General features: G+C 72.1%; 19 protein-coding genes and 3 tRNA genes. 13 read left to right on the top strand and 9 right to left on the bottom strand.

Annotated features, from left to right (window positions below; translation table 11 throughout):
* Positions 1–20: 20 nt before the first annotated feature.
* From VM889_02370 to VM889_02355, 4 genes are all read left to right on the top strand, one after another.
* Positions 21–1,292 (top strand): hypothetical protein, encoded by a 1,272-nt coding sequence (locus VM889_02370; GenBank protein ID HVL47380.1) that lies wholly within the window; start codon positions 21–23, stop codon positions 1,290–1,292.
* A gap of 41 nt (positions 1,293–1,333) precedes the next feature.
* A complete protein-coding gene (locus VM889_02365; protein HVL47379.1) occupies positions 1,334–2,296 on the top strand; it encodes an NAD-dependent epimerase/dehydratase family protein in 963 nt (320 codons plus the stop codon).
* Between the two features lie 34 nt (positions 2,297–2,330).
* Positions 2,331–2,403 (top strand) — tRNA-Pro (locus VM889_02360).
* 32 nt (positions 2,404–2,435) lie between these two features.
* Positions 2,436–3,968: an MFS transporter gene (locus VM889_02355; protein HVL47378.1), complete on the top strand. Its 1,533-nt coding sequence runs from the start codon at positions 2,436–2,438 to the stop codon at positions 3,966–3,968.
* On the opposite strand, the gene VM889_02350 is transcribed toward VM889_02355, so the two are convergent.
* The gene (locus VM889_02350) at positions 3,959–4,534 is read right to left on the bottom strand and encodes an NAD(P)H-dependent oxidoreductase (protein ID HVL47377.1); all 576 of its coding nucleotides are present in this window, start codon (positions 4,532–4,534) and stop codon (positions 3,959–3,961) included. The genes VM889_02355 and VM889_02350 overlap by 10 nt on opposite strands.
* Positions 4,535–4,619: 85 nt before the next feature.
* Here VM889_02350 and VM889_02345 point away from each other — a divergent pair, with 85 nt between their 5' ends.
* Both VM889_02345 and VM889_02340 read left to right on the top strand, forming a co-directional pair.
* Positions 4,620–6,017 carry an MBL fold metallo-hydrolase gene (locus tag VM889_02345; protein ID HVL47376.1) on the top strand — a complete coding sequence of 466 codons (1,398 nt, stop codon included), beginning with the start codon at positions 4,620–4,622 and terminating at the stop codon, positions 6,015–6,017.
* 86 nt (positions 6,018–6,103) lie between these two features.
* Positions 6,104–6,176 (top strand) — tRNA-Asp (locus VM889_02340).
* 29 nt (positions 6,177–6,205) lie between these two features.
* Here the strand turns inward: VM889_02340 and VM889_02335 are convergent.
* Positions 6,206–7,315 (bottom strand): hypothetical protein, encoded by a 1,110-nt coding sequence (locus tag VM889_02335; GenBank protein ID HVL47375.1) that lies wholly within the window; start codon positions 7,313–7,315, stop codon positions 6,206–6,208.
* Positions 7,316–7,407: 92 nt separating this feature from the next.
* Here VM889_02335 and gatD point away from each other — a divergent pair, with 92 nt between their 5' ends.
* A complete protein-coding gene (gene gatD / locus VM889_02330; protein HVL47374.1) occupies positions 7,408–8,775 on the top strand; it encodes a Glu-tRNA(Gln) amidotransferase subunit GatD in 1,368 nt (455 codons plus the stop codon).
* Here the strand turns inward: gatD and VM889_02325 are convergent.
* Genes VM889_02325 through asnB form a run of 3 tightly spaced genes read right to left on the bottom strand, consistent with a single transcriptional unit; the run spans position 8,772 to position 11,753 of the window.
* Entirely contained in the window at positions 8,772–9,059 is a 288-nt protein-coding gene (locus tag VM889_02325) for a winged helix-turn-helix domain-containing protein (protein HVL47373.1), read from the bottom strand. The two genes, gatD and VM889_02325, sit on opposite strands and share 4 nt — an antisense overlap.
* On the bottom strand, positions 9,046–9,720 hold the full coding sequence (locus VM889_02320; GenBank protein ID HVL47372.1) for a hypothetical protein: 675 nt from the start codon (positions 9,718–9,720) through the stop codon (positions 9,046–9,048). Before VM889_02320 ends, VM889_02325 begins: the two co-directional genes overlap by 14 nt.
* 29 nt (positions 9,721–9,749) lie before the next feature.
* The gene (gene asnB / locus VM889_02315) at positions 9,750–11,753 is read right to left on the bottom strand and encodes an asparagine synthase (glutamine-hydrolyzing) (GenBank protein HVL47371.1); all 2,004 of its coding nucleotides are present in this window, start codon (positions 11,751–11,753) and stop codon (positions 9,750–9,752) included.
* A gap of 16 nt (positions 11,754–11,769) precedes the next feature.
* On the opposite strand from asnB, the gene VM889_02310 reads away from it, so the two are divergent.
* Both VM889_02310 and gatE read left to right on the top strand, forming a co-directional pair.
* Positions 11,770–12,075: a hypothetical protein gene (locus tag VM889_02310; protein HVL47370.1), complete on the top strand. Its 306-nt coding sequence runs from the start codon at positions 11,770–11,772 to the stop codon at positions 12,073–12,075.
* An 84-nt stretch (positions 12,076–12,159) separates the two neighbouring features.
* Complete coding sequence (gatE, locus tag VM889_02305) at positions 12,160–14,055, top strand: Glu-tRNA(Gln) amidotransferase subunit GatE (protein ID HVL47369.1); 1,896 nt, start codon at positions 12,160–12,162, stop codon at positions 14,053–14,055.
* Here gatE and VM889_02300 read toward each other — a convergent pair whose 3' ends face one another.
* Genes VM889_02300 through VM889_02290 form a run of 3 tightly spaced genes read right to left on the bottom strand, consistent with a single transcriptional unit; the run spans position 14,056 to position 20,194 of the window.
* Positions 14,056–15,693: a hypothetical protein gene (locus VM889_02300; protein ID HVL47368.1), complete on the bottom strand. Its 1,638-nt coding sequence runs from the start codon at positions 15,691–15,693 to the stop codon at positions 14,056–14,058.
* Positions 15,690–18,389 carry an HAD-IC family P-type ATPase gene (locus VM889_02295; protein HVL47367.1) on the bottom strand — a complete coding sequence of 900 codons (2,700 nt, stop codon included), beginning with the start codon at positions 18,387–18,389 and terminating at the stop codon, positions 15,690–15,692. Before VM889_02295 ends, VM889_02300 begins: the two co-directional genes overlap by 4 nt.
* 53 nt (positions 18,390–18,442) lie before the next feature.
* On the bottom strand, positions 18,443–20,194 hold the full coding sequence (locus tag VM889_02290; protein ID HVL47366.1) for a hypothetical protein: 1,752 nt from the start codon (positions 20,192–20,194) through the stop codon (positions 18,443–18,445).
* A gap of 94 nt (positions 20,195–20,288) precedes the next feature.
* Here VM889_02290 and VM889_02285 point away from each other — a divergent pair, with 94 nt between their 5' ends.
* The 4 genes from VM889_02285 to VM889_02270 all read left to right on the top strand — a co-directional run bounded on the left by VM889_02285 (position 20,289) and on the right by VM889_02270 (position 22,354).
* The gene (locus VM889_02285; GenBank protein HVL47365.1) at positions 20,289–20,735 is read left to right on the top strand and encodes an NUDIX domain-containing protein; all 447 of its coding nucleotides are present in this window, start codon (positions 20,289–20,291) and stop codon (positions 20,733–20,735) included.
* A 269-nt stretch (positions 20,736–21,004) separates the two neighbouring features.
* Positions 21,005–21,078, top strand: a tRNA-Phe gene (locus tag VM889_02280).
* Between the two features lie 210 nt (positions 21,079–21,288).
* Positions 21,289–21,678, top strand: a complete 390-nt coding sequence (locus VM889_02275; GenBank protein HVL47364.1) for a hypothetical protein — start codon at positions 21,289–21,291, stop codon at positions 21,676–21,678.
* Positions 21,644–22,354, top strand: coding sequence for a hypothetical protein (locus VM889_02270; protein HVL47363.1), 711 nt, complete (start codon positions 21,644–21,646; stop codon positions 22,352–22,354). Before VM889_02275 ends, VM889_02270 begins: the two co-directional genes overlap by 35 nt.
* Before the next feature lie 13 nt (positions 22,355–22,367).
* On the opposite strand, the gene VM889_02265 is transcribed toward VM889_02270, so the two are convergent.
* Positions 22,368–23,183 carry a VOC family protein gene (locus VM889_02265; protein HVL47362.1) on the bottom strand — a complete coding sequence of 272 codons (816 nt, stop codon included), beginning with the start codon at positions 23,181–23,183 and terminating at the stop codon, positions 22,368–22,370.
* Positions 23,184–23,256: the final 73 nt, after the last annotated feature.

The raw sequence follows: 23,256 nt of genomic DNA, 5'->3' as shown, positions 1-23,256 counted from the left end.
GGCGGGCGGTCGCCGACCCGATGCGCGCCTCCGCCCTTGCGCTCGTCCTCGCGCTCCCGACCTTCGCCGGCTGCTTCGCCGCCATCGACGACCTGGAGAACGTCCCAGGCTTCCCGCACGGAACCTTGGTCGCGGGCCTCGATTGTCCCGAGCCCGTCGCGATCGTGAAGGGTCCGCAGATCACGGCCGCCTTCGGCGAGACCGCGCCCCACGCCCTCGAATACACGGGCGCGCCCGCATGCGTCCTCTGGCGCGGCGGCGTGGTCAAGGCCGACGTCGCGAGCCTCGCGATCGAGCCGCTGTTCGGTTTCTCCGAGGCCCGCGTCCGGTTCCTCGGCCTCAACGGGTCGTGGAGCGGCGACGACGGACGCCAGCGCTCCTTCGCGGGCGAGTCCGCGACGCTCGTCGGCGCCCCCACGCTCGCGATCGCCGGCGCGATCGCGATCGAGCGCGGAAACGTCGGCGGTTTCGACGGCACGAAGATCGTCGTCGAGATGCCGGCCGCCGAGAACGCGATCGTCGCCGAGGGCGGCGAGACGCGCGCGCCGATCCGCCTCGAGCTTGCAGAGCGGCAGCGCTTCGAGGGCATCGTGCTCGACCGTCTCGGGCGCGGCACGCTCGAAGTGGTCCGCGCCGAGGGTCTCGCCGTCGCGGGCGGGCGGCTCGTCGCGGCCGCGACGCGCGTCGACGTTCAGGAGGCGGACGTGGCCTGGACGCTCGGGTCCGGATCGGGCTGGCGCGTCGGGGAGCTGCCGATCCCTGGCGATCTCCAGGTGGTCGGCCAGGCGGAGATCGTGGCCGGGCCGAAGGGCGCCACCGTCGATGCGACGACCTCCGAATTCCACCACGCGCTCGGACCCGCGCTCGAAACCTCCGTCACGCTCGAGCCCGTCGATACCGTCCCACGCTTCGTCGCGAAGCGGGAGCAGGCGACCGCGATCTGGCTCGCGGCCCGCGAGGTTTCGGCCGTCGGCCAGGCCTACGGCGTGAAGACCCACGTCGCCGCCGCGGAGCCGGCCCTCCGCGCCTCGACCGGCCACTGGTTCGACGACCCCGCGATCACCCTCCTCGACGTTCCCGAGCTCATCATCCGGAATTTCCTGAACGCCGCGACGCTCTTCTTCCTCGACGACGCGCTCCGAACGACCACGATCCCGCCGAAGGGGACGCTCTACGTGCCGCTTTACGTGAACGCGACCGCGCCCCCCGGGGACTACACGGTGGACGTCGGGCTCGTGAATCCGTCCGGCAAGCCCGTCACGACGCGCGTCGCGATCCGGGTCGAGGGGTAGGATCGGCTAGCTTTATCGGAGAGGCCCGCCGTAGCCGCGCCATGGACCTCCGGGGCGCGACGGCCGTCGTCACGGGCGGCGCGGGCTTCATCGGAAGCCACCTCGTCGACGCGCTCGTCGCGCGCGGCTCGCGCGTCACCGTTTACGACAACCTGTCCACGGGGAGCCCGTCGTTCCTGGGCCACCTCGCGCGCAATCCCGGCGTGCGCTTCGTGCAGGGCGACGTCCTCGACGCGCGCTCGCTGCGTCCCGCCATCACCGGTTCGGACATCGTCTTCCACGTCGCGGCCGACCCCGACGTGCGCACGAGCTTCGAGCGCACCGCCGAGCACATGCGGCAGAACGTGACGGCGACGAACACGGTGCTCGACGTCATGCGCGACGCGGGCGTGAAACGCATCGCCTTCACGTCCACGAGCACGGTCTACGGCGAGGCGGCGATCATCCCGACGCCCGAGGGCTACGGCCCCCTCGAGCCCATCTCGGTCTACGGCGCCGCGAAGCTCGGCGCGGAGTCCCTCATCGCGGCGTACTGCCACACGTTCGACTTCCAGGGCGCGAGCTTCCGCTTCGCGAACGTCGTCGGGCCGCGCTCGACCCACGGCGTCACGTACGACTTCATCCACAAGCTCCGCGCGAACCCGAAGCGCCTCGAGATCCTGGGCGACGGCAAGCAGACGAAATCGTACGTCTCCGTCGCCGACACCGTGGAGGGGCTCCTCCACGCGGTCGAGCGGCAAACGAGGAAGTACGACGTCTACAACATCGGGAGCGAGGACGCCGTCGACGTGAAGTCGATCGCCGACATCTGCGCGTCGGTGCTCGGGCTCAAGGACGTCGAATACCGCTACACGGGCGGCGTCGACGGACGCGGCTGGCGCGGCGACGTCAAGGTCATGCGGCTCGCGATCGACAAGCTCAAGGGGCTCGGCTGGAAGCCGCGCCACACGAGCGCGGACGCGATCCGCCTCGCCGCCGTGGCGACCGCCGCGGATCAAGGTTAGGTACAAGAGGCCGGGATCCATCCTCGCCACAGTCGGGTCCGTGGGGTAGCTTGGTATCCTAGGGGCTTTGGGAGCCTTTGACCTCGGTTCAAATCCGGGCGGACCCACTCGCCGCGCGCGCGGCGTCGGAAGGAGCGGCGTGGCGGCGACGGGGGACATTGCGACGGATCGCGCGACGCGCCGCGAGTGGATCGGCCTGGGCGTTCTCTCGCTCACGAGCCTCGTCGTGGTCATGGACCTCTCGGTCCTCCACCTCGCCGTCCCCAGCCTCACGCGGGCGCTCGCCCCGTCGCCGGCGGAACTCCTCTGGATCGTCGACATCTACGGCTTCCTCGTCGCGGGGGCCCTCATCACGATGGGAACGCTCGGCGACCGCATCGGGCGGCGCCGGCTCCTGCGGATCGGCGCCGTCGCTTTCGCGCTCGCCTCGGCGATCGCGGCCTTCTCGTCGTCCTCCGCGATGCTCATCGCCTCCCGCGCGCTCATGGGGCTCGCGGGCGCCACGCTCGCCCCCTCCACGCTCGCGCTGCTGCGCAACATGTTCCGGGAGCGCGGCGACCTCACGACCGCGATCGCGATCTGGAGCACGAGCTTCGCGGTGGGCGGCATCCTCGGCCCGATCGTCGGCGGACTCCTGCTCGAGCGCTTCTGGTGGGGCTCCGTGTTCCTCATCAACGTCCCGATCATGGCGGCGCTCTTCCTCCTCGCGCCGCGGCTCCTTCCGGAATTCCGCCACCCGTCCGCCGAGCGGCTCGACCTCGCCTCCGCCGCGCTCTCGCTTGCGGGCGTCCTCGGCGTCATCTACGGCGTCAAGCGACTCGCGGAAGGGGATGCGGGGACCGCATCGGCCGTCGCGGTCGTCATCGGCCTCGCCCTCCTCGGCGCCTTCGTCCTCCGTCAGCGCCGCCTCGAGCATCCTTTCATCGACCTGCGCCTCCTGCGATCCACCCGCTTCGCGACGCTTCTCGTCGCGTTCATGTTCAGCGCGACGGTCATGTTCTCCATCTCCTTCTTCGGCGCGCAGTTCCTCCAGCTCGACCTCGGCTTCTCGCCCCAGGAGGCGGGACTCTGGTCCGTCCCCGGAGCGGCCGCCATCGTCGTGAGCGGCCTCCTCTCGCCCGCGCTGGGGCGGCGCTTCGACCACGCTCGCCTCATCGCCGCGGGCTACGCCTCCGCGGGCGTCGGTCTCGCGCTCTTCGTGCAGGCGTCGCTTGCGTCCGACCTCGCGCTCTACGTCGCGGCGTGGGTCCTGGTGGGCCTCGCGCTCGGACCGGTGTTCACGTTCTCGACGGAGCTCATCCTCCGTCAGGCGGCGCCCGAGCGCGCGGGATCCGCGGCGGCCGTGTCCGAGACGAGCGCGGAGCTGGGCGGCGCGCTCGGCATCGCGGTGCTCGGGAGCCTCGGCGTCGCCATCTATCGGCTGTCGCTCGCGGCGACTGCCCCGCCCGGCCTCGGCGCGGAGGACGCGCGCGCGGCCGCGGAGTCGCTCGCCCGCGCGCGCGAGATCGCTCGCGGACTTCCCGCCGACCTCGGGGAGCCGCTCCTCGCCGCCGCGAGGGCCGCCTTCGGCGAAGCCTTCGCGACCGTCGCCGTGGTGACGGCCATCGCCATGCTCGGCACGTCGATCGCGGTGGCGGTCGTGTTCGGGCGCGACCTCGACCGTCAAGCCTGAGGCGCGTGCTCGCGCTCCATCTTCCGCTCAGCGTCCGCGGCCGCGCGCGCGCCGGTTGCCGCCGCGAAGGTCGCGTCGACGAGGCGATCGATCCGCTTGAGGATCTTTTCGGGCGGGCCCTCGTCAACCTGCTCCTCGGTCGCGAAAACCGCCCGCGGCACGACCGGCACGCGGTAGTAGGCCATGAGCTGCGCGAGATGCGCGCGGACCTGGAGGAAGCTCTGGTCTCCGCCGCCCACCACGATGAACCCCGCGACCATCCCTTCGAGCTCCTTGTAGTCGATGTGCTCGAAGAGGTTCTTGACCGCGGAAGAATAGGAGCCATTGAACACGGGCGATCCCACGACCATCGCATCGGACGCGAGCACGCGCTCAACGACATTCCGCGTGGCGTCCGAGTATTCCGTTTCCCAGTCCTTGAACGGCTCGGGGGTCGTCGCCGCGAGGTCGAGGAGATCGGTCTCGCATTCCGGGTGCTCGTTGCGAGCGTGGTCGCGGGCCCGCTCGACGAGGACGCGCGTGCGCGACTTGCGTCGAGGGCTGCCGGCGATGAAGACGAGACGCATGGGGCATCGTGGACCCGATCTGGCTAACCACTTCCGGACGGGCCGTCCATCGGCGTTTTGCATCCCGAAGTCAATCATCCCGTCCATGCTCGTGCAATCGCTCCGTCAGGAGGGGCTGGGCTGCCTGACGCATCTCGTCGCGGACGAGCGCGCGGGCGAGGGCGTCGTGATCGACCCGGTGCTCGACGTCGGACCCGTCCTCGAAGCGGCCCGGCAGGCGGAGGTCGAGATCCGTCACGTGGTCGACACGCACCTCCACGCGGACCACGTGAGCGGCGTCCGCGCCCTTGGGCGCAAGACCGGGGCCGCGATCCACATGCCAGCGAACGCGGGCGTGCGCTTCGACCACGAGCCGCTCGCCGACGGCGACGCGATCGACGTGGGCGACGTCTCCCTCCTCGCGCGCCGCGCGCCCGGGCATACGCCGGAGCATCTCGTCCTGTTCGCGAGCGAGGCCGGCGCGCCCCCTTACGCCGCGTTCACGGGCGACACGCTGTTCGTCGGGAGCGTGGGCCGACCCGACCTCGTGGGCGAGGCGGATGCGCGGGCGCTCGCGGCGGACCTGCACGCGACGCTCTCGGGCGTCCTTGGACCCGTCGCCGACGGAACGATCGTCCACCCCGGCCACGGGCTCGGGAGCGCGTGCGGCTCCATCGCGAGCCCCCTCACCGTATCGAGCTTCGGTTACGAGCGCGCGACGAACGGCTTCCTCGGCGAGCGCGACCGCGCCGCGTTCACGGCGCGCGTCCTCGACGACCTTCCCCCGAAGCCCGGAAACGCCGTCCGGATCAAGCAGTTGAACCGGGAAGGCCCGCCGGTCGCGATGCCGACCCGCGAGGCCGTGCCCGCGCTCGACCCGCGCGCCTTCGCGGACGCGGTGGGCGACGGGCGCGACGTCCTCATCATCGACCTCGGCGAGCCCGACGCCTTCGGCGCGAACCACGTCGCGGGATCCGTGGACGTTCCCTTCTCGCAGGCCGCGTTTCCCGCCCGGGCGGCGAACCTCGTGGAGCTCGGCCTGCCCATCTACGTCGTGGGACCGAACGGGGACCAGGTCGCCGCCGCGGTGAGGGCGCTCGCGCTCGTGGGCGGCCTCGACGTGCGCGGGTGGCTCGAAGGCGGCCTCCCCGCGTGGCGCGCGGCCGGCCTTCCCTTCGCGACGCTCGAGGGCGTGTCCGCGAACGCGGCCCGCGCGCCGATCCTCGACGTGCGTTCGCGAGCGGAGTGGGAGGCGGGCCATGCGCCGGGCGCCACGTGGATCCCGCTCGAGGACGTCGCGAGCCGCTTCGACGAGCTCGACCGCGACGCGGCGTGGACCGTGACGTGCGGCTCCGGCTACCGGAGCGCGACCGCGGCGAGCCTCCTTGCGCGCGCCGGCTTCCCGCGCGTTGCGAACCTCCTGGGCGGGATGGCCGCGTGGAAGGCCGCGTCCCGCCCGCTCGAGAAGCCGAGCGAGGCCGCCGGGCGCGCGACGCGGACGTGACGCGCGAAGCGGCGAACGCTCAGCCCCAAATGCTCAAATAGGGCATGTTCCTTTATCCGCTGCCTGCCCCCGTGGCAGACCCGGTTGCCCCAGTGGTGTAGCGGCCTATCATGGAGCCCTGTCGAGGCTCCGACCCGAGTTCAAATCTCGGCTGGGGCGCTTTTCGCGCATCGCGCGATCCTTTCGGATCAGCGAAGCGTCAGGAAGACCAGCACCAGGTCGACGATGAAGAGCAGCACGATCGCGCCCTCGAGCACGATGCCGCGGCGATGCTCGACCTCGTGCGTCGCAAGACCATAGAGCGCGTTCAGCGTCTCCATCTTCTCCTTCACGATGGTCTCCCACTCCGCGAGGTGGAAACGCTCCGCGAGGCCGCGGTGGAGCTTCGCGAGGTACCAGTCGCCGAAGATCTTTCCGATGTTGTTGATCTCGTCGGTCACCCGGATGAGGTCGATGCGCGCGTCGGCCAGGTCCTCGACCACGTCCCGGGCCGAGAGGAAGAGGCTCCTCGCTCCCGTCTCGAAGAAGCGGGAGAGGTCGTCGTAGGCCTTGTCGAGGACGCCGTCGAGGTACTGATCGTAGGTGCGGAGCTCGAGGAGCTGGAGGTTTGCGAGCTCCATCACGTAGAGGACGTCCTCGTAGCGACCGGAGGGTTCCACGACGACAGCGACGTCCCAGTCCGCGACCACGAGATCGTCGTCGTAATAGCGGTACATGTGGTACAGGTTGTCCTCGACCTCGTCCATCGATAGGCGCCCAGGGTCGCTTTCGGAGGCGATGAGCCCCGCGAGGGCCCGACGTTCGTTCTTGAGGAGCGTGGGGATGTCGAGCTTGCCGAGGTCGGTGATCGCGTAGGCCGTGTACGTCTCGGGCTCCGACACGTCGGCGTAGCGCTTGACGAGCGCTTCACCGAGGCCGGCGACCATCTCCTTGAGATACGTCTGCGCGAGGTGCCGGGGCGAGACGAGGTCGGCGCCCCCGTACACCCGGAGGTTGCCCCAGGCGTGGAGGTCGCCGAGCGTCTCGACCTCGAAGGAAGCGCGGACCTGCAGGCTCACCGCCCCGATCTCGAAGATGCGCGCCGTCAGGTCGAACCGGAGGCGCCCGACGCTCGTCTCGCGCTCGATCCCCGGAAACCGGAGCGTGAGCGGCCGCGCGAGCGCCACGTACTTCGGCGCCGTCTTGCGGATCTCGACGGGTTCGAAGGCGGGATGCTCGTCGAGGACGCTGCCGACGCGGTCGAGGTCCACCTCCGCGCCGACGTCGTAGACGTACAGGAAGACGACTTCGCCGCGCATACCGTTCCCCTGCGCCGTCCGACACCATGATGACTTCGCCTGGCCGCAGGGGGAACGCTTTTATGGCCCTCGCGGCGCATGCCGCCCGCGTCATGACGGAGTACGAGGGCGTCGTGCGCAGGCTCCTCGACGGCGCGAACGCGGCGGTGGGCGACACGGTGGATGCGACCGTGCCGGACGGCCGCACCGAGCGGGGCGTCGTCATGGAACGGACCGTCGCAAGCGGCCCCGACATCCTCGTTCTCAAGCTGAAGAGCGGATACAACGTCGGGCTCGCCATGGGTCCCGGATCGAAGCTCGCGCTCGCGAAGAAGGCCGATCCCCGCGTCGCGAAGCCGCGCGCCACGCCCTCGAAGGACGGCCTTCCGCCGGTCGCGATCCTCGCGACGGGGGGCACCATCGCGTCCTTCGTCGATTACCGCACGGGCGCGGTCCACCCCGTCGCGACGCCCGCGGAGCTCGCGGCCGCCGTGCCCGAGCTCTACGCCCTCGCGAACGTGCGTCCGCGCATCGTCTTCTCGATGTTCAGCGAGGATCTCCAACCGGAGCACTGGCAGACCCTCGCGAGGGAGGTCAAGCGCGAGTTCGACGCGGGCGCGCGCGGCGTCGTCGTGACGCACGGAACGGACACGATGTCCTACACGGCCGCCGCGCTCGCGTTCTTCTTCAAGGACGGCCTTCCCGGCCCGGTCGTGCTCGTCGGCGCCCAGCGCTCGAGCGACCGGCCGTCGAGCGACGCGGGCATGAACCTCCACGCCGCCGTGGCCGTCGCGGCGCAAAGCGACCTCGGCGAGGTCGTCGTGGTGATGCACGGCGAGACGGGCGACAACCACTGTCTCGTCCACCGCGGAACGCGCGTGCGCAAGATGCACAGCTCCCGCCGCGACGCGTTCGTCTCGATCAACGCCCGTCCCCTCGGCCGCGTCGAGGGCGGAAAGGTCTCGCTCACGGAGCCCTACCGGCGCGCGAAGCCCGGGCCCGCCGTCCTCGACGACCGCCTCGACGAGGAGGTTTCGATCATCCAGAGCTACCCGGGCCTCTGGCCCGATCACCTCGAGAAGGTCGTCTTGAAGGGCGTCGTCCTCGTGGGCACGGGGCTCGGCCACGTCGCGCGCCGCAACCTCGACATGGTGCGCGCCATCTCGACGGGCCGCCACGCGGACGGCTCGCCGCGCCTGCGCTACGACGGACGCGAAGCCGGTCCGTCGTTCGTGGTGATGGCGACGCAGTGCCTCAACGGGCGCGTCAACATGAACGTGTATTCCACCGGGCGCGACCTCCTGGAGGCGGGCGTCATCCCGGCGGAGGACATGCTCGCCGAGACGGCCTACATCAAGCTCATGTGGGTCCTCGGCCGCACGAAGGATCCCTCCGAGGTCCGTCGGCTCATGCGCGAGAACGTCGTCGGCGAGCTCGACGAGCGGACGCCCGTCGACGCCTTCGAGCCCCTCGCGCCCTAGCCGCGGCGATCCGCGTCGTCCGGCGACATGCCGAAGAGCCGGAGGGCTTCCCGCCATGCGCGGTAGGCCTCGAGGAGCTTGCGCCCCTCCGGCGTCAGACGGAACGGGTCGTCGCCGTGGATGAGCCCCTTGCCGCGGAGGTCTTCGAGAAGCTCCTTGAAACGGTCGTAGGGCATGTTGCATCGGGCCGCCACCTGCGTGACGGAGGCGTCGCGGTCGCCCGCGGCCCTCGAAAGCTCGGCGAGCACGACGCCGATCAGGGTCTGTCGCTCACGCCTCGGCACGAGGACCGCCCCCCGCGCGCGCCACGACGACGAGAAGGATGCCGAGCGCCGCGAGGCGCCACAGATAGGGAAGCGGAACGGCGTCGTCGACGCCGAACCACGCGATCATCGCCCACGTGTACTTGCTCACGGCGAGGAGCAGGAAGGCCGCGGGAACCGCGAAGTCGGCGAAGCGTCGGCCTGACACGCCCACGGCGACGAGACCGGCGGCGGCGGCGAGGAGCATGAACTCGAGGAAACGGAGCGTCCCGAGGTAGGATCGCGGATCGGGCAGCTCGAATGCGGGGGGCGCGACGTAGATGACGAGATACACGACCGCGACGGCGGCAAGCGCCCGCGAGGCGACCGTGAGGAATCGTCGATCGAGGTTGAAGAACCGCGAGGCGTAATTCAGGAAGATGAGGGCCACGCCGAGGAATTGACCTCCGACGCGGGCCGCGTCCACGATCGCGGCGCCGGGGTCGATGAGATCGAACTCGGAGGCGCCGATCGTGAGGTAACTCAGACCCAGGACCGCGAAGGCGCTCGCGAGGACCGCGTAGCCGGCGTCGGGAACGAGCCGGTGGGTCCGCCAGAAGAAGAGGGCCACGGCCCCCGCGAGCGCGAGCGACACGACGTCGAGGACGACGAAGGCGCCGGGGGCGACGGAGGACCACTCCACGCGACGATAAGCGCGACGCTCATCCTAAGTCATTCGGAGCGCGCCCGGAGCGCGCCGGGTTCGATCCTCGCTTGGGGTGCGTCGAGGTGGACGCGCGCCCAGGCCTCGAGGAAGAAGGCCCGGCGGGCCATGCCCTTGTCGCGGCCGCGGGCGTGGTCCGCGAGAAGACGCGCGCCCTCGCCGGGCGCCAGCCATCCGCGTTCCTCGAGTCGGCCGTCCCCCAGGTGCTCCTCGAACAATCTCGCGAGGGGTCCCGCGAACCACGCCTCGTCCGGCGTGCGGAAGTCGACCTTGGCGCGCGCCGACCGGATCGCGTCGGGGACGAGCCCCGCGGCCGCCTCCCGGAGCGCGCGCTTCGTCCAGTTGTCGGAGACGAGGCGTTCGTCCTCGAGGGCGAACGCGGCCGCCACGACGTCGCGGTCGAGGAAGGGATAGCGGCCCTCGACCCCTTCCGCCATCGTGTTGCGATCCGCGAACCGCAGAAGCGACGGGAGGCTCGATCGCCGAAGCCCGTCGGCGAGCACGGCCTTGAGGAGGCTCGACCCCCGGAGCCCGGGCGCGCGGGGGAGGGGGTGACGCGCTGCGAGCCCCGGGTCGAGCCGCTTCCGCGCGCGCCGGTGCGCGACGCGTCGGACGGCATCGCGCACCGGGCGCGGGAGGATGAGATAGAAGGCTTCCGCGGTCGACGCGAGGCCGCACGCCCGCGCCTCGCGGGCAAACCGCGCGAGACGGCCTCGGGCAAGCAGCGTCGCGAGGCGCGCCGCCCGGTAGTGCGGGTACCCCGCGAAGACCTCGTCCGCCCCTTGGCCGTCGAGAAGGACCTTGGCGCCCGCGGCCCGGGCGGCCGCTGCGACGCGCCTCTGGGCGTGCACGCTCAGCGTCGAGAACGGAGCCCCCTGGTCGCGCACGAGCGCCCGCAGCTCATCGGGGGACGGAGGCCCGACGTACACCCAGGTCGGAGAGGCGCGGGATGCGGCCGCGGTGAGCGCGGCGAGCCCCGATTCGTCGGGCGCTCCGTCCGGCATGAGCGCCGTGAAGGTCGGAAGCCCTGCGCGGCCCCGAGTTGCGGTCGCGACCACGAAGGCGGAATCGAGCCCGCCCGAAAGCGAGGCCCCGACCGGGACGTCCGCTTCGAGCCGCAGCGCCACGCTTTTCGCGAGCGCCGCCTCGAGCGGCATCCGCGCGGGACCCTCGACGGGACAAGGCGCGTAGCGCTCCGCGCGCACGACGCGCCCGTCGCGCACGACGAGCGCGTGGCCGGGAAGGACGCTCTTGACGTCCCGGAAGAACGTGCGGCCCGGGAGCTCCGCGAGACCTTCGACGAGGAACGCCGCCACGGCCGCCTCGTCCGCGACGCGGAGCGCGGGGCCGGCGGGCGAAAGGAGGGCCTGCGGAACGCTCGCGAACCAGAACCCGCCGTCCGTTTCCACGTAGCACAGCGGCTTCACGCCGAAAAGGTCCCTCGCAAGGATCAGCTCGCCCGTCGAGCGGTCGAGATGCGCAAGCGCGAAGTCACCCTCGACGAGCGCGAGACCTTGGACGCCTCGGCGCGCGAGAAGCTCGAGGAGGACTTCGGTGTCGCTCCCGGAGCGCGGTTTGAACCCGAGGATATCGGCGATCTCCGCGTGGTTGTAGATCTCGCCGTTGAAGACGAGCGCGTGACGGCCGTCCGGGGTCTCCATCGGCTGCAGCGCCGCCGGGGATGTGAGACCGCGGATCGCGAGACGACCGTGCCCGAGGATGACGGGGCCGAAGCGGCGGACGGCCGCATGGTCGGGGCCGCGCGCGGCCATCGACTGCATGATCGCCTCGATCGCGGTCGCGTCCGCGGGCTCGACGGATCCGCTGCGGTACACCCCCCCGATCGAGCACACGACCCGGAAGGGGGCTTGCCCGCCTGATGGGCTTGACGCACGATACGTGCGCCCTCCTCGACGTGACCCGGGTCCTTCATGGCCGTTCGGAGGTCGTTCGACAAATCCCTTACCCCCCGGAGACGGACACGGTGTTCCCGGCGTGCGACCGGGAAACATCACGAAGGGAAACCCCATGGAAGAATCCAGAGTCGGAAAGGGTACGACGGGCGGAACGGGAGTCACCGAGATCCGCCGCGAGCTGGAGAATGTGAACTTCCCCGCGACGAAGAACGACATCGTGACGAAGGTCGGCACGCGGGAGATCAAGCTCGGGAACCGCAACATGTCGCTCAAGGACGTCATCAACCGCGTCCCCAAGGACCGGTTCGAGTCCCGGGACGACCTCCTCCGGGAGATCCAGAACAACGTCCCCGAGTTCCGCTCGGGCCAGACCGGCGGCGGCGGCGTCGGTGGCGGCGTCGGCGGCGGCCGAAGCTGAACGTGTCTCCGGCCGGCGCCTGCGCGGCGCCGGCCCGCCCTCCGGGGCGAAGCCTTCTTTTCCGGAAACGCCCTCGCGGGGCGCGTGACGTCGGACCTCGACGTAATCGGCCTCGTCGTGGGACTTGAGATCCACCAGCAGCTCGACACGGCGAAGCTCTTCTGCCGCTGCGCCTCGCAGCTCGACGAGGCGACGACCGAGACGTTCGTGCGCCGCCTCAAGCCGACGGAAAGCGAGCTCGGCGAGGTCGACCGCGCTGCGCTCGAGGAGGCTCGCAAGAACCTCGTCTTCCAGTACGTCGCCTCGCGCGAGACGAGCTGCCTCGTGGAGCTCGACGAGGAGCCGCCCCACCCGATGAACCCCGAGGCGCTCGACGTCGGGCTCACCATCGCGACCCTGCTCGGGATGACGCCGCTCGACGAGATCCACACGATGCGGAAGATCGTGATCGACGGGAGCAACACGTCCGGCTTCCAGCGCACGAGCCTCGTCGCCGCGGGCGGCGCGGTCGAAACCCCGCACGGGAGGGTCGGCATCCAGTCGCTTTGTCTCGAGGAAGATTCCGCGCGCAAGCTCGATCCGGCCGATGGCCTCGTGCGCTACCGGCTCGACCGCCTCGGCATCCCGCTCGTCGAGATCGCGACGCTCCCGGACATCCGCACTCCGGAGCACGCGCGGGAGACCGCGGAAGCCCTCGGCATGGTCCTCCGGGCGACGGGCCGCGTGAAGCGCGGCCTCGGCACGATCCGGCAGGATCTGAACGTCTCCATCCGCGGCGGCGCGCGCGTGGAGGTCAAGGGCGTGCAGGATCTCAGGATCATCCCCGTCGCGATCGAATACGAGGCGCGACGCCAGGCCCTCCTCGCGGGACTTCCCGCGAAGCTCCGCGCGGCGGAGGCCCGGGTCGCGGACGCGGACGTGGACGTGACCCCCGCCTTCTCCTCGACCTCGGCGAAGACCGTACGCAGGACGATCGACGCGGGCGGCTGCGTCGCGGCGCGGGCGCTCTACGGCTTCGCGGGCCTCCTCGGTCGGAAAGACCCGGCCGAGACGACGCCGAAGCCTCGGCTCGGGAAGGAGCTCGCCGACTACGCGCGCGCCCGGGCCGGCGTGAAGGGACTCTTCCACTCGGACGAGCTTCCCGCGTACGGCGTCACGCAGGCGGAAGTCGACGCCGTGCGCGCCGCCCTCGCCCTCGGGCCGGCGGACGCGTTCGTCCTCGTCGCCGAGAGGGCCGACGTCGCGGCGCGCGCCCTCGAAGCCGCGGCGGACCGGGCACGCCTCGCGTTCGACGGCGTTCCCGAGGAGACGAGGGAGGTGGCCGACGACGGATCGTCGCGCTACCTGAGGCCGCTTCCCGGCGGGGCGCGCATGTATCCCGAGACGGACGTCCCGCCGCAGCGCGTGACGAGCGACAAGCGGGCGCGCATCGGCGCGGCGCTTCCCGAGCTCTGGCCCGCGAAGGAGAAGCGCTTCGCGAAGCAGTACGGCCTCGGCGCGGAGGAGGCCCGCGCGCTCGCGCGAGGCGAGGATGCGCCGCTCTTCGAGCGCCTCGCCTCGACGTCGGGCCTACCGCGCGAAGCCGCCCGCGTCCTCCTCCATACGCTCCCCGAGCTCGAGCGCGAAGGGATTCCGCGCGATCGGATCGCGGATGCGACCCTCGAGGAGACGTTCGCGCTGCTCAAGGAAGGCGCCTTCGCGAAGGAGGCGCTCGCGCCGGTCCTCATGAAGGCCGCAAAGGACGGCCTGCCGCCGAGGAAGGCCGCCGAGTCGCTCGGGCTCGGCGCGGCCGACATGGGCGAGGTCGAGGCCGCCGTCGACGCCCTCGTCGCCGAGCGCGCGGCCTTCATCCGCGAGCGCGGCCCGGGCGCGGCCTCCGCGCTCATGGGTCCCCTCATGGCGAAATTCCGCGGACGCGTTCCGGGCGAGACGCTCTCGAAGCTCGTCGCCGAGCGCGTGAAGCGCCTCCTCGATGGCTGATCACTCGACGAGGACGCCCGGGGGGAGCGTCGAGGGCAGCCTCGCGGCGAGGGTCTCGTGCGTCGCGCCCGTCACCGCGCTTGCGAAGACCCCGCCCGGCATCTCCACGAACGGGACGTTCAGCACCGTCGCCGCGTGGGTAAGCGGCGCGTAGCGCGACGGCTTCCCCCCGAAGGCCGCGGCGAGCGCCTCCGAGGTGGACTTCGCGCCCGGCGCGCGCGACTTGAGCTGGATGAACGTGGGACGACGCTCGCTCTCGACCAGGTGACTCGCCCCTTCCGCGTCGAAGCGCGCGAGGACCGCCTCCGAGTCGGCGGGGTCGAATCCCGTGAAGGCGTTCACCGCGACGTCCAGCTCGCCCGCGGGCGTCGCGACGGGGACGACGAAGTAGGGAACGTACACGAGGCGCCCGAGCGCCGCGAGGCCGCCCGTCTCGACGACGGCGCCGAGGTTCGCCGGGAGCACCGCGCCCGGCGCAACCTGGAGGCCCGGCGTTGCGCCCCCGAGCGGGTCGCGCGCCATGCGCTCGGCGAGCGCGGCGCGCAGGCCCGCGCCCTTCCACCCCGCAAGGAGCGACCACTCGTCCTCCGCGAGCGACCGCGCGCGCGCCGAGGCTTCGAGCCGCTCAGCCTCGTCGAGGAGCGTCGCGCGGTCCTCCATCGTGGAGGCTTCGAGCGAGGCGCGCGCGAGGGCGTTCAGCCGGGATTCGAGCCGCCGCGCCTCGCGCGACCACGCGAACGCGAGGTCGAACGCGGCGAGGCTCTCGAGCGCGCGCCGGACGGCGATGACGTCGCGCGGCGGGCCCGAGAGATCGAGGAGCGCATCGGCTTCGACGCGGGGGAACAGGAGGCGCCGGGTGCGCGCGAACACCTCGCGCGAGGGCTCGTCGCCGCCGCCCATCGCGACGACGAGGACCCGTCCCTCGACGCGCGCGCGGAGGCCCGCGCCTTCGAGGGCGCGCGCGACCGCGCCGAGGTCGCCCGCCGCGTGGAGGCGCTCGCGGTCGCGCCCCGCGAGGCGCGCGGCGAGACGCGCAAACGGCGCGAGCGCGCCGTCGACGACCACGAGGGCGAAATCGGCGGCGGCCTCGAAGGCGGCCGAGACGGCTCCGGGCACGACGGCGGATCCGCCGAGGCGCGGCGGCGCGAGGAGGTCGCGCGGGTCGCGGGCGACGAGGGCGGCGAGGAAAGGCACGGCCCGAGGGGAAGCGCCGCCCACGTCGAGGCCGAGCGCGAGCGCGCGCGAGGCGACGCCCGCGACGACGAGGAGCGCGAGGGCCGCGAGGGCCGCCGCAGCGACCGCGGGCGCGCCCCGCGGAACGAAGCCTGGCGCAGCCGCGGCGAGCATGGCCCCAGCGAGGAGCGCGAGGCCGACCGCGACGACGGCAAGACCCGCGTCGAGGAGGAAGCGGGGCGCGCCGGGCTCGCGTCGCGCCCGGGGGGCGACGGCGAGGAGCGCGAGGAAGGCCCCCAGGCCGAGGAGCCCGAGCGAGGCCCCGAGGGGGGCGAAGGGGCTTGCGGCCCACGCAAGGAGCGCGAAGGCCGCGCCGCCCCAGAAGACGACGTGCCGCCGGGCGGCGCGGGCCGTCTCGTGGGCGCTCACCTTGCCGGAGCGGGGCACCCACTGGTAGAGGCTCATGGCGGCGCCACGGGCGCTTCGGGGGAAAACCCTTGTTGTTTGGCGCGCGCGACGCGGCGGCGGAGGAAGACCTTCTGGACCTCGGAGACCACCACGACCGATTGTCCGGCAACAAAGAGCGCGAGCCACGTGGCGGCATCGACGGGCGCGACCTCGAGTACGTCCTGCGTGATCGGGATCTGCATCGCGGCGAGGTGGAGGAGCTGGGCGCCGATGGCCGTCGCGAGCAGGAACGGATTGCGGAACGGCGAGAGGGCGAACGCGCTCTTCGTTTCGGAACGCGCGTTGCCGATCTGGAGGTTCTCGAAGATCACCATGAGGAGGAGCGTCAGGTTGCGGGCGCCCGCCTCGTCGAACCCCCTCGAGAGGGCGGCCGCGAAAACCGCAAAGGCCACGACCCCCATCGCGAGGCCGGTCGCGAGCACGCGCTCGATCATCACGCGGTCGAAGATGGGATTCGGCGGTTTCTTCGCCTGGCGCGCGAGGACGTCGCCTTCGCCGGGCTCGGCCGCAAGCGCCTTGTCCTGGAGGCCGTTCGTCACGAGATTGAGCCAGAGGAGCTGGGCGGGAAGGAGCGCGAGCGGGAGTCCCGCAAGGAGCGCGAGGGCCACGAGCGCGACCTCGGCCGCGCCGGTCGAGACGAGGAGGAACACGACCTTCCGGATGTTGTCGTTCGCGATGCGGCCCTCCTCGATGCCGGCGACGATGCTCGCGAAATCGTCGTCCGCGATGACGAGGTCCGCCGACTCGCGGGCGACGTCGGTCCCGCCCTTCCCCATCGCGACGCCGAGGTCGGCCGCGCGGAGGGCGGGCGCGTCGTTCACGCCGTCTCCGGTGACAGCGACCGCGTGACCCGCGCGCTGGGCGGCCTCCACGAGGGCGAGCTTGTGGTGCGGCGCGACCCGCGCGAAGACGCAGCGCGTCGCGACGAGACCCGCGAGACCCGCCTCGCCCACGGCGTCGCATTCGACGCCGGTTGCGACGTCGGCCTCGTCGCGCGCGAGCCCGAGGTCGCGCGCGATCGCGAGCGCCGTCACGGGATGGTCGCCCGTGATCATCACGACGCGCAACCCCGCGCCGCGCGCGGTGGACACGGCCTCGCGCGTGCCTCGCCGGGGCGGGTCGATCATCCCGACGAGGCCCAGGAAAGTCAGCCCCGAGGGCTCGACGCCGTCCCGCGCGGCCTCGGCGCTTGCAACGCCGTCCGCGACCGCGAGGACGCGATAGCCGCTCCGTGCCATCGCCTCCGCTTCCGCAAGGAATGCGGCGACGGGACGGCCGACGCCCTCGGCGCCCGCGCACATCGCGACGATCCGTTCCGGCGCGCCCTTGGCGTAGACCCGGACCCCGCCCCCTTCGCGGCGGAACGAAGCGGCGTAGCGGCGTTCGGGCTCGAACGCGATCTCGCCCGCCGAGGCCGCCCCCGCCGACGTCGCCTCCGTGTCCACGCCTCCCTTCCGCGCGAGCGCAAGGAGCGCCACGTCCGTGGGGTCGCCGCGCGAGCGCCAACCCCCGTCGGCGGGCGCGAGCGAGGCCTCGTTTGCGAGCGCCACGGCGTGCAGGAGGCGCGCGAGGGTCCGGGCGGAGGCGGCCGAAGGCGGCGCCTGGATCGCCCCGTCGGGGACGTATCCCTCGCCCGTCACGCCGAGGACGGCCCCGTCCGCGAGCCGGACCTCGCGGACGACGAGCGCGTTCTCGGTGAGCGTGCCCGTCTTGTCCGTCGCGATGAGCGTGCACGACCCCAGCCCCTCGACGGCCGCGAGGCGGCGCACGATGACGCGTCGCCGCGCCATGCGCGCCGTCCCCACCGCGAGGGCGACCGTGACGGCGACCGGAAGGCCCTCGGGCACGACCGCGACCGCGAGCGCGACCGCGAAGAGGAACATCTCGCGGGGCGAGGTCCCCTGGGCGACGCCGACGAGGCCGAGGAGGCCCGCCGCGACGACGGTCGCCCACGCGAGGGCCGCCGAGAAGCGCGCAAGGCGTCGCACGAGCGGGGGCGGCGGCGAGGACGCGGCCCCGACCTCGCGCGCGATGCGGCCGACCTCGGTCGCGCCGCCCGTCGCGACGACCACGCCGGTCGCGCGCCCGCGCGCGACGCCGGTCCCCGCAAACGCCAGGTTGCGGCGATCCGAGACCGGCGTGGAAGCCGCCGCGCGCCAGCGGGCGTCCTTCGCGACGGGCGCCGATTCGCCCGTGAGGAGGGATTCATCGATCTCGAGGCCGCGCGCCTCGAGCAGGCGCAGGTCCGCGGGCACGCGCTGGCCGGCCTCGATGCGGACCACGTCGCCGGGCACGAGCGCCTCCGCGTCGACGACGGCGGCGGAACGATCGCGGACGGCGATGGCCGAGAGTCGGAGGAGCTTCTGCAGCGCTTCGACGCCGCGCTCCGCCTTCCATTCCTGCACGCCGCCCACGAGCGCGTTCAGCGCGAGAACGATCGCGATGAACGAGGCGTCCGTCGTCTCGCCGACGTACACCGAGAGGGCCGCGGCGGCGGCGAGGAGGAGCGCGAGCGGGCCCGCGAGCTGCCGCGCGAAGATCGAGAAGGGGCCCGCGCGGCGGGCGCGCGGAAGCGCGTTCGGCCCGTGCCGCGCGAGGCGCGCCGCCGCCGCCTCGGCGCTGAGGCCGCCGGCCACGGCGTCCAGCCGGGCGAGCGTCGCGTCCGCGTCGAGCGTTTCCCACGCGGGCGGCATGCGCGCCGCTCGCGCGCGGACGGGGGATCAAGGCTGCGGCGGCTTGCTCGCGGTCAGGGCCACGGATCGATGACGTCGCAATCCGAGAGCGTTTCCGTGACCGGGGATCCGTCGCGGTGGTACGTCACCTGCACCGACTCCGTGCACACGGAGAACCCGGGGGACCCGAGCGGGAGGAACAGGCCGAGACTGTAATAGCGACCCGCCGTGGATCCCACGGCGGACGCCGTCAACGTGACTGGACCGTGCGTTTGATAGGTGCACAGCTTCGTCACGACGACTTCCGTGCTTTCGATGCAGTGGTTCCCGCCCGACGAGATCGGATAGGGCGCGCCGAAGAAGGACGTCCAGACCCCGGCGGGACCCCATCCGGTCACGGGGTCGAGCGGCGTCGCCGTGACCGTGATGCTGGCCTTGTACAGCGCGGAGGCGGGCTTGGGACCGGAGGCGAAGGCGCCGAGGAATTCGCCGTACGGCCGGCGATAGTCGTGCGGGAGGGGCCGCGTCCCGCCCTGATAAGGATCGGCGTCGTCCGCGTCCCCGATCCATCCGTCCCCGTCGAGGTCCATCCAGACGCCGGTCCAGACCTCCGCGACAAGGTGGCCGGGCGGCATCGTGAGTCCGCCGCGCGACGACGCGTGGAGGGGCGCGTCGAGGAGGTACGGCGCCCCGAGGAAACCGCCGAATTCGATCCCCTTGGGGTTCTGCCGCGGCACGAGATCGATCCAAGGCGCGTAGTCTTCGAGATGCACCGCGTGAAGCCCCACGCGCGTCGAACCGCTCCCCTCCTCGAGTTCGGACGGGTAGCGACCATAGATCCCGAGGTCACCGACGTCCACGGGGGCGTTCTCCAGGAACCAAGGCGCGAGCTCGCAGCCGTTGGGGCACGAGCCGTAGCTCGGGCTCGCCAACGGCGCGACGAAAGGCCAGAGAATGCCCCCGTAAAGCGCCTCGACGGGGCCCGGCGCCATGGCCACGTAGCGGTCCACGTCGATGAGCGAATGCGCTTGCGGTGTGTACGGCCGCGAACCGTCCGGCGTGGGCGCAAGCACGGCGTCGCTCACCGTGGTGACCCTGAGGGCCTGAAGAACCGAGCCGTCGAGGAAGAGGAACACGTTGTTTGCGCCCGTGATGAACGGTCGACCTTCGATCTCGGAACCCGAGGAGGTGCCCGCGACGTAATAATAGCGGGCGAACGAGTACGTGAAGTCCGGCGTCCGTTCGTCGGGGGCGATGGCCGAGGTTGCGGCCGGGCGGCTTCCGGGCTCGACGTAGCCGTGGAGCGGGCGGGGTCCGATGGGGACCCACTCGTTGTCGATCCGCGGGATGTCGCGCTCGTCGACGCTGAAGTGGATGATGCCGTCCGCCTGCACGTCGCGCCAGTATCCGAGGGCCGCGTAGTAATGGCCGGCCCCGGGGAAAATGACGTCGGGGAGGATTCCGTTGCTCGCGCGGTGCCAGTTGCCGGCCGAAACGAGCGCGAGGATCGTGCCGTAGTTCAGGCTGTCGAGGTTGTCGAGGGATCCCGGCGCGCCGTAGGAGACGTAGAAGCTCTCAAGGACGCGGACACCTTGAGCCGGATAGGCTTTCCCAGTCGGCTCGGGCGCGCACGGTGGCTTGCTGGACCCGCCCGCAGCCTCGAGGATGCAGTTGCGCTGGTGTTCACGGCCCTCGAAGTGGGATTCCCCCGCCTCGAACGTCGTGTCGAACTTGTAGTCGAGTGCGCCCGTGACGCAGCCTGCGATCATCGCCGCAAGAACGAGCGCGGCGACGAGTGGAAGCCGATGGGGCAGGGTCACGCGCACGGGGATGCCTCGCCATGAAGCTCGCCCCGCCCGCCTTGAACGTTTCCCCGCGAATTCGTCGACTTCATGAGCGCGCGCGTCCGTTCGGCGCCCCGTGCATGCCGCCAGTCCCGCCCCCACCGTCGCCGCCTTCGTGCACCGCACCAAGGCGCCGCGCTACCTCCTCCTCAGGCGCATCGCCGCGCGCGGCGGGTGGTGGCAGCCGGTCACCGGTCGAGTGGAGGCGACGGACGCGGACGCCGTCGCCGCGGCGCTGCGCGAGGTCCGCGAAGAGACGGGCATCGAGGACGCGCTGAGCGTCCTCGAGCTGGGTTTCGACCAGAGCTTCACGGGCCTCGACGGACGGCGCTACACGGAACGCTCCTTCGCGGTCGAGGTTCCGGACGACGCCGAAGCGCGGGCGAGCCCCGAGCACGACACGCTCCGGTGGATGGACCTCGACGAGGCCCTCGCGCGCCTGCACTTCCCCGCGAACCGGGCCGCGCTCGAAGCGTTGGCCGAGCGCCTGGGGGACCGCGCGGGCGGCGGGAAACGCTTATGAACCGGCGGCAGCTTGAGGGGGTACGCCGCCGGGTTTTCCGGAGGCGAACGTGCTCGCTTTTTGACGGGCGCGGGCATCCGCAAGCGGACACCCAACTGGGGCGGTAGATCAGTTTGGGAGATCGCATGACTGAAGATCATGACTCCCACGAATCCTGAGGGATTCGTGCTCGCCGCTCGCTGCGGCTCGCGGGGTCGCCGGTTCGAGCCCGGCACGCGCGAATCGGGAAGGTTCACGCCTTCCCAAAGCATACGCCAACACACCCAACTGGGGCGGTAGATCAGTTTGGGAGATCGCATGACTGAAGATCATGAGGTCGCCGGTTCGAGCCCGGCTCGCCCCACTCCAACGCATGCCGCCAGGCATGACTGAAGATCATGACTCGGACGAATCAGCGGATTCGTCCTCGCCGCTCGCTCACGCTCGCTGTCTCGCCGGTTCGAGCCCGGCTCGCCCCACGCCAACGCATGCTACCAGGCATGACTGAAGATCGAAACCCGAACGAATCGATGCAGCGAACACTATTTATATAACTTAAGTATCAAATAGAGCCATGCCCTCGTCGCCGGCCAACACTGCAGTCTCGCTCGCCCGCTCGACGAAAGCGCGGTTGGACGAAGCCAAGCTCCGCGGCGTCGCCTACGACGACCTCCTGCGCGCGCTCCTCGAGGCGGTGCCGCCCGAAGCGCTGCGTGCGCGGTTCGAAGCGCGCCGCGAGGCGGCCCGGACGCGTCTCGAGAGGACCGGGGCCCCCCTTCGACGCACCGCGTCGAAGCAGCGGCTCGTCGCGGCCGCCGCGCGCGAGCGGTGGGCCGCGTGGACAGCGCGCGGCAAAGTGACGCAGGACGGGCCGCGGCGGGTCACGTGGAACGTCGACCTCGACGACGCCGCGCCGGGAGGTGTGACGATTGCCGCCCGACGACGTGGCCCGCGCGTTCCTTGAGCGCGCGAAAGCGAGCCGCGACGACCTCGAAGCGCGGCTCCTCCTCGCCGCCGCGATCCAGCGCGTCGCGGACCGCCTCGGACTCCTCGCGATCGTGACGGGCGGAACGGCGGTCGACTTCTACGCCGCGGGCGCCGCCGGCACGAGCGCCGCGTATCCCGCGCGGTGGCGCGCGAGCGCCGACGTGGACGTCGTCGCGTTCGCGGTGAGCGCGTCGTCGGGCACGGTGCGCGCGCTCCAGGAACGCCTTGCGCGCGAACTCGACGCGGGCATCGAACGCCTCGGCGAGGACGCGGACGGGCGCACGATGCTCAGCCGCGGCCTCACGTTTCCCGGCCTCGGGTACGCGGCTGAGATCGTGGGCGAGGCGCTGAGCCTCGACCCGCGCGCGGAGCGCGTGTTCCGCGTCGACGTCGCCATGCGGGCGCCCCTCGCGGCGACGCAGACCGTGATCCTGCGCGGGCCCGAGGACACGCTCCTCGCGTACGCGGAAAGCGGGTGGGATCTGCGCGACGCGCGCGACTGGGAGCGCGCGCTCGCGGTCGCGGCCGCGATGAAGGAGGAGATCGACCTCGACTACGTGCGCGCGAAGGCCCGCGAGCGCGGGTTCCCGCGGGTGGCGGAGGAGGCCCTTGCGGGGCGCGCGCTTCCTGGCGAGCGCGAGCCGCTCTCGTAGACCCGCGACGGAATCATCCTGGCACGACCCGGAACCGGTTCCCGGACGGGTCCTCCGCCGCGTCGCCGCCGAGCCGCACGACAAGCGCGTCGCGCGCCGCCCCCGGGAGCGCAAGGTCGAAGCGCGCGAGGCCGAGCGTGCCGGGATTCGCGGGCGGCCCGCCGCGCGTGCCCCAGGCGTTGAGGCCGAGATGGTGATGGTAGCCGTCGGCGGCGAGGAAGCTCGCGTCGGCGCCGTAGCGCGCCATGAGGTCGAGCCCGACGGCCTCGCGCCAGAACCGCTCCGCCGCGGGCACGTCGTTCACGTTCAGGTGGATGTGGCCGATCGTCGCCGCGTCCGGGAGGCCCGTCCACGCCCCGTCGCCGGCCGCGAGGACCGCGTCGACGTCCAGCGGGTCCGTCGCCATCGCGATCGCGCCCTCCGCGCCGCGCGGCCACGCCTCCCGGGGGCGGTCGCGGTAGAGTTCGATCCCGTTGCCCTCCGGGTCGGCGAGGTAGAGGGCCTCGCTCACGCGGTGGTCGCTCGCGCCGTGCAGAAGGCCCCGGGGGAGGAGGGCGGCCAGGACGCGTCCGAGATCCGCCCGCCCGGGGAGGAGGTAGGCGACGTGGAAGAGGCCCGCCTGGCCGCGCGCCCGCGGGCGGGCATCGGGCGCCGACCGCAGGCGCAGGAGGACCTCGCGCGCGCCGAGCTCGACGACGTCGCCCGCGCGGCGGTGCAGGCGGAACCCGAGGACGTCGCGGTAGAACGCCGCGACGCGGTCGAGGTCGCGCACCAGGAGGTCGGCCGCCGCGACCCGGAGGCCGGAAGGAGGAGCGTCGCGAGCGGCCATGGACGGATCGGATGGTCGGGCCCCGGACATGAAGCTTGGACCCGTCCGGCCTCGGGAACCGGGAGGGCCGGGC

This window comes from Candidatus Thermoplasmatota archaeon, assembly GCA_035540375.1.
Lineage (GTDB): Archaea > Thermoplasmatota > SW-10-69-26 > JACQPN01 > JAJPHT01 > DATLGO01.
This window is presented reverse-complemented; position numbering and strand designations above follow the sequence as displayed.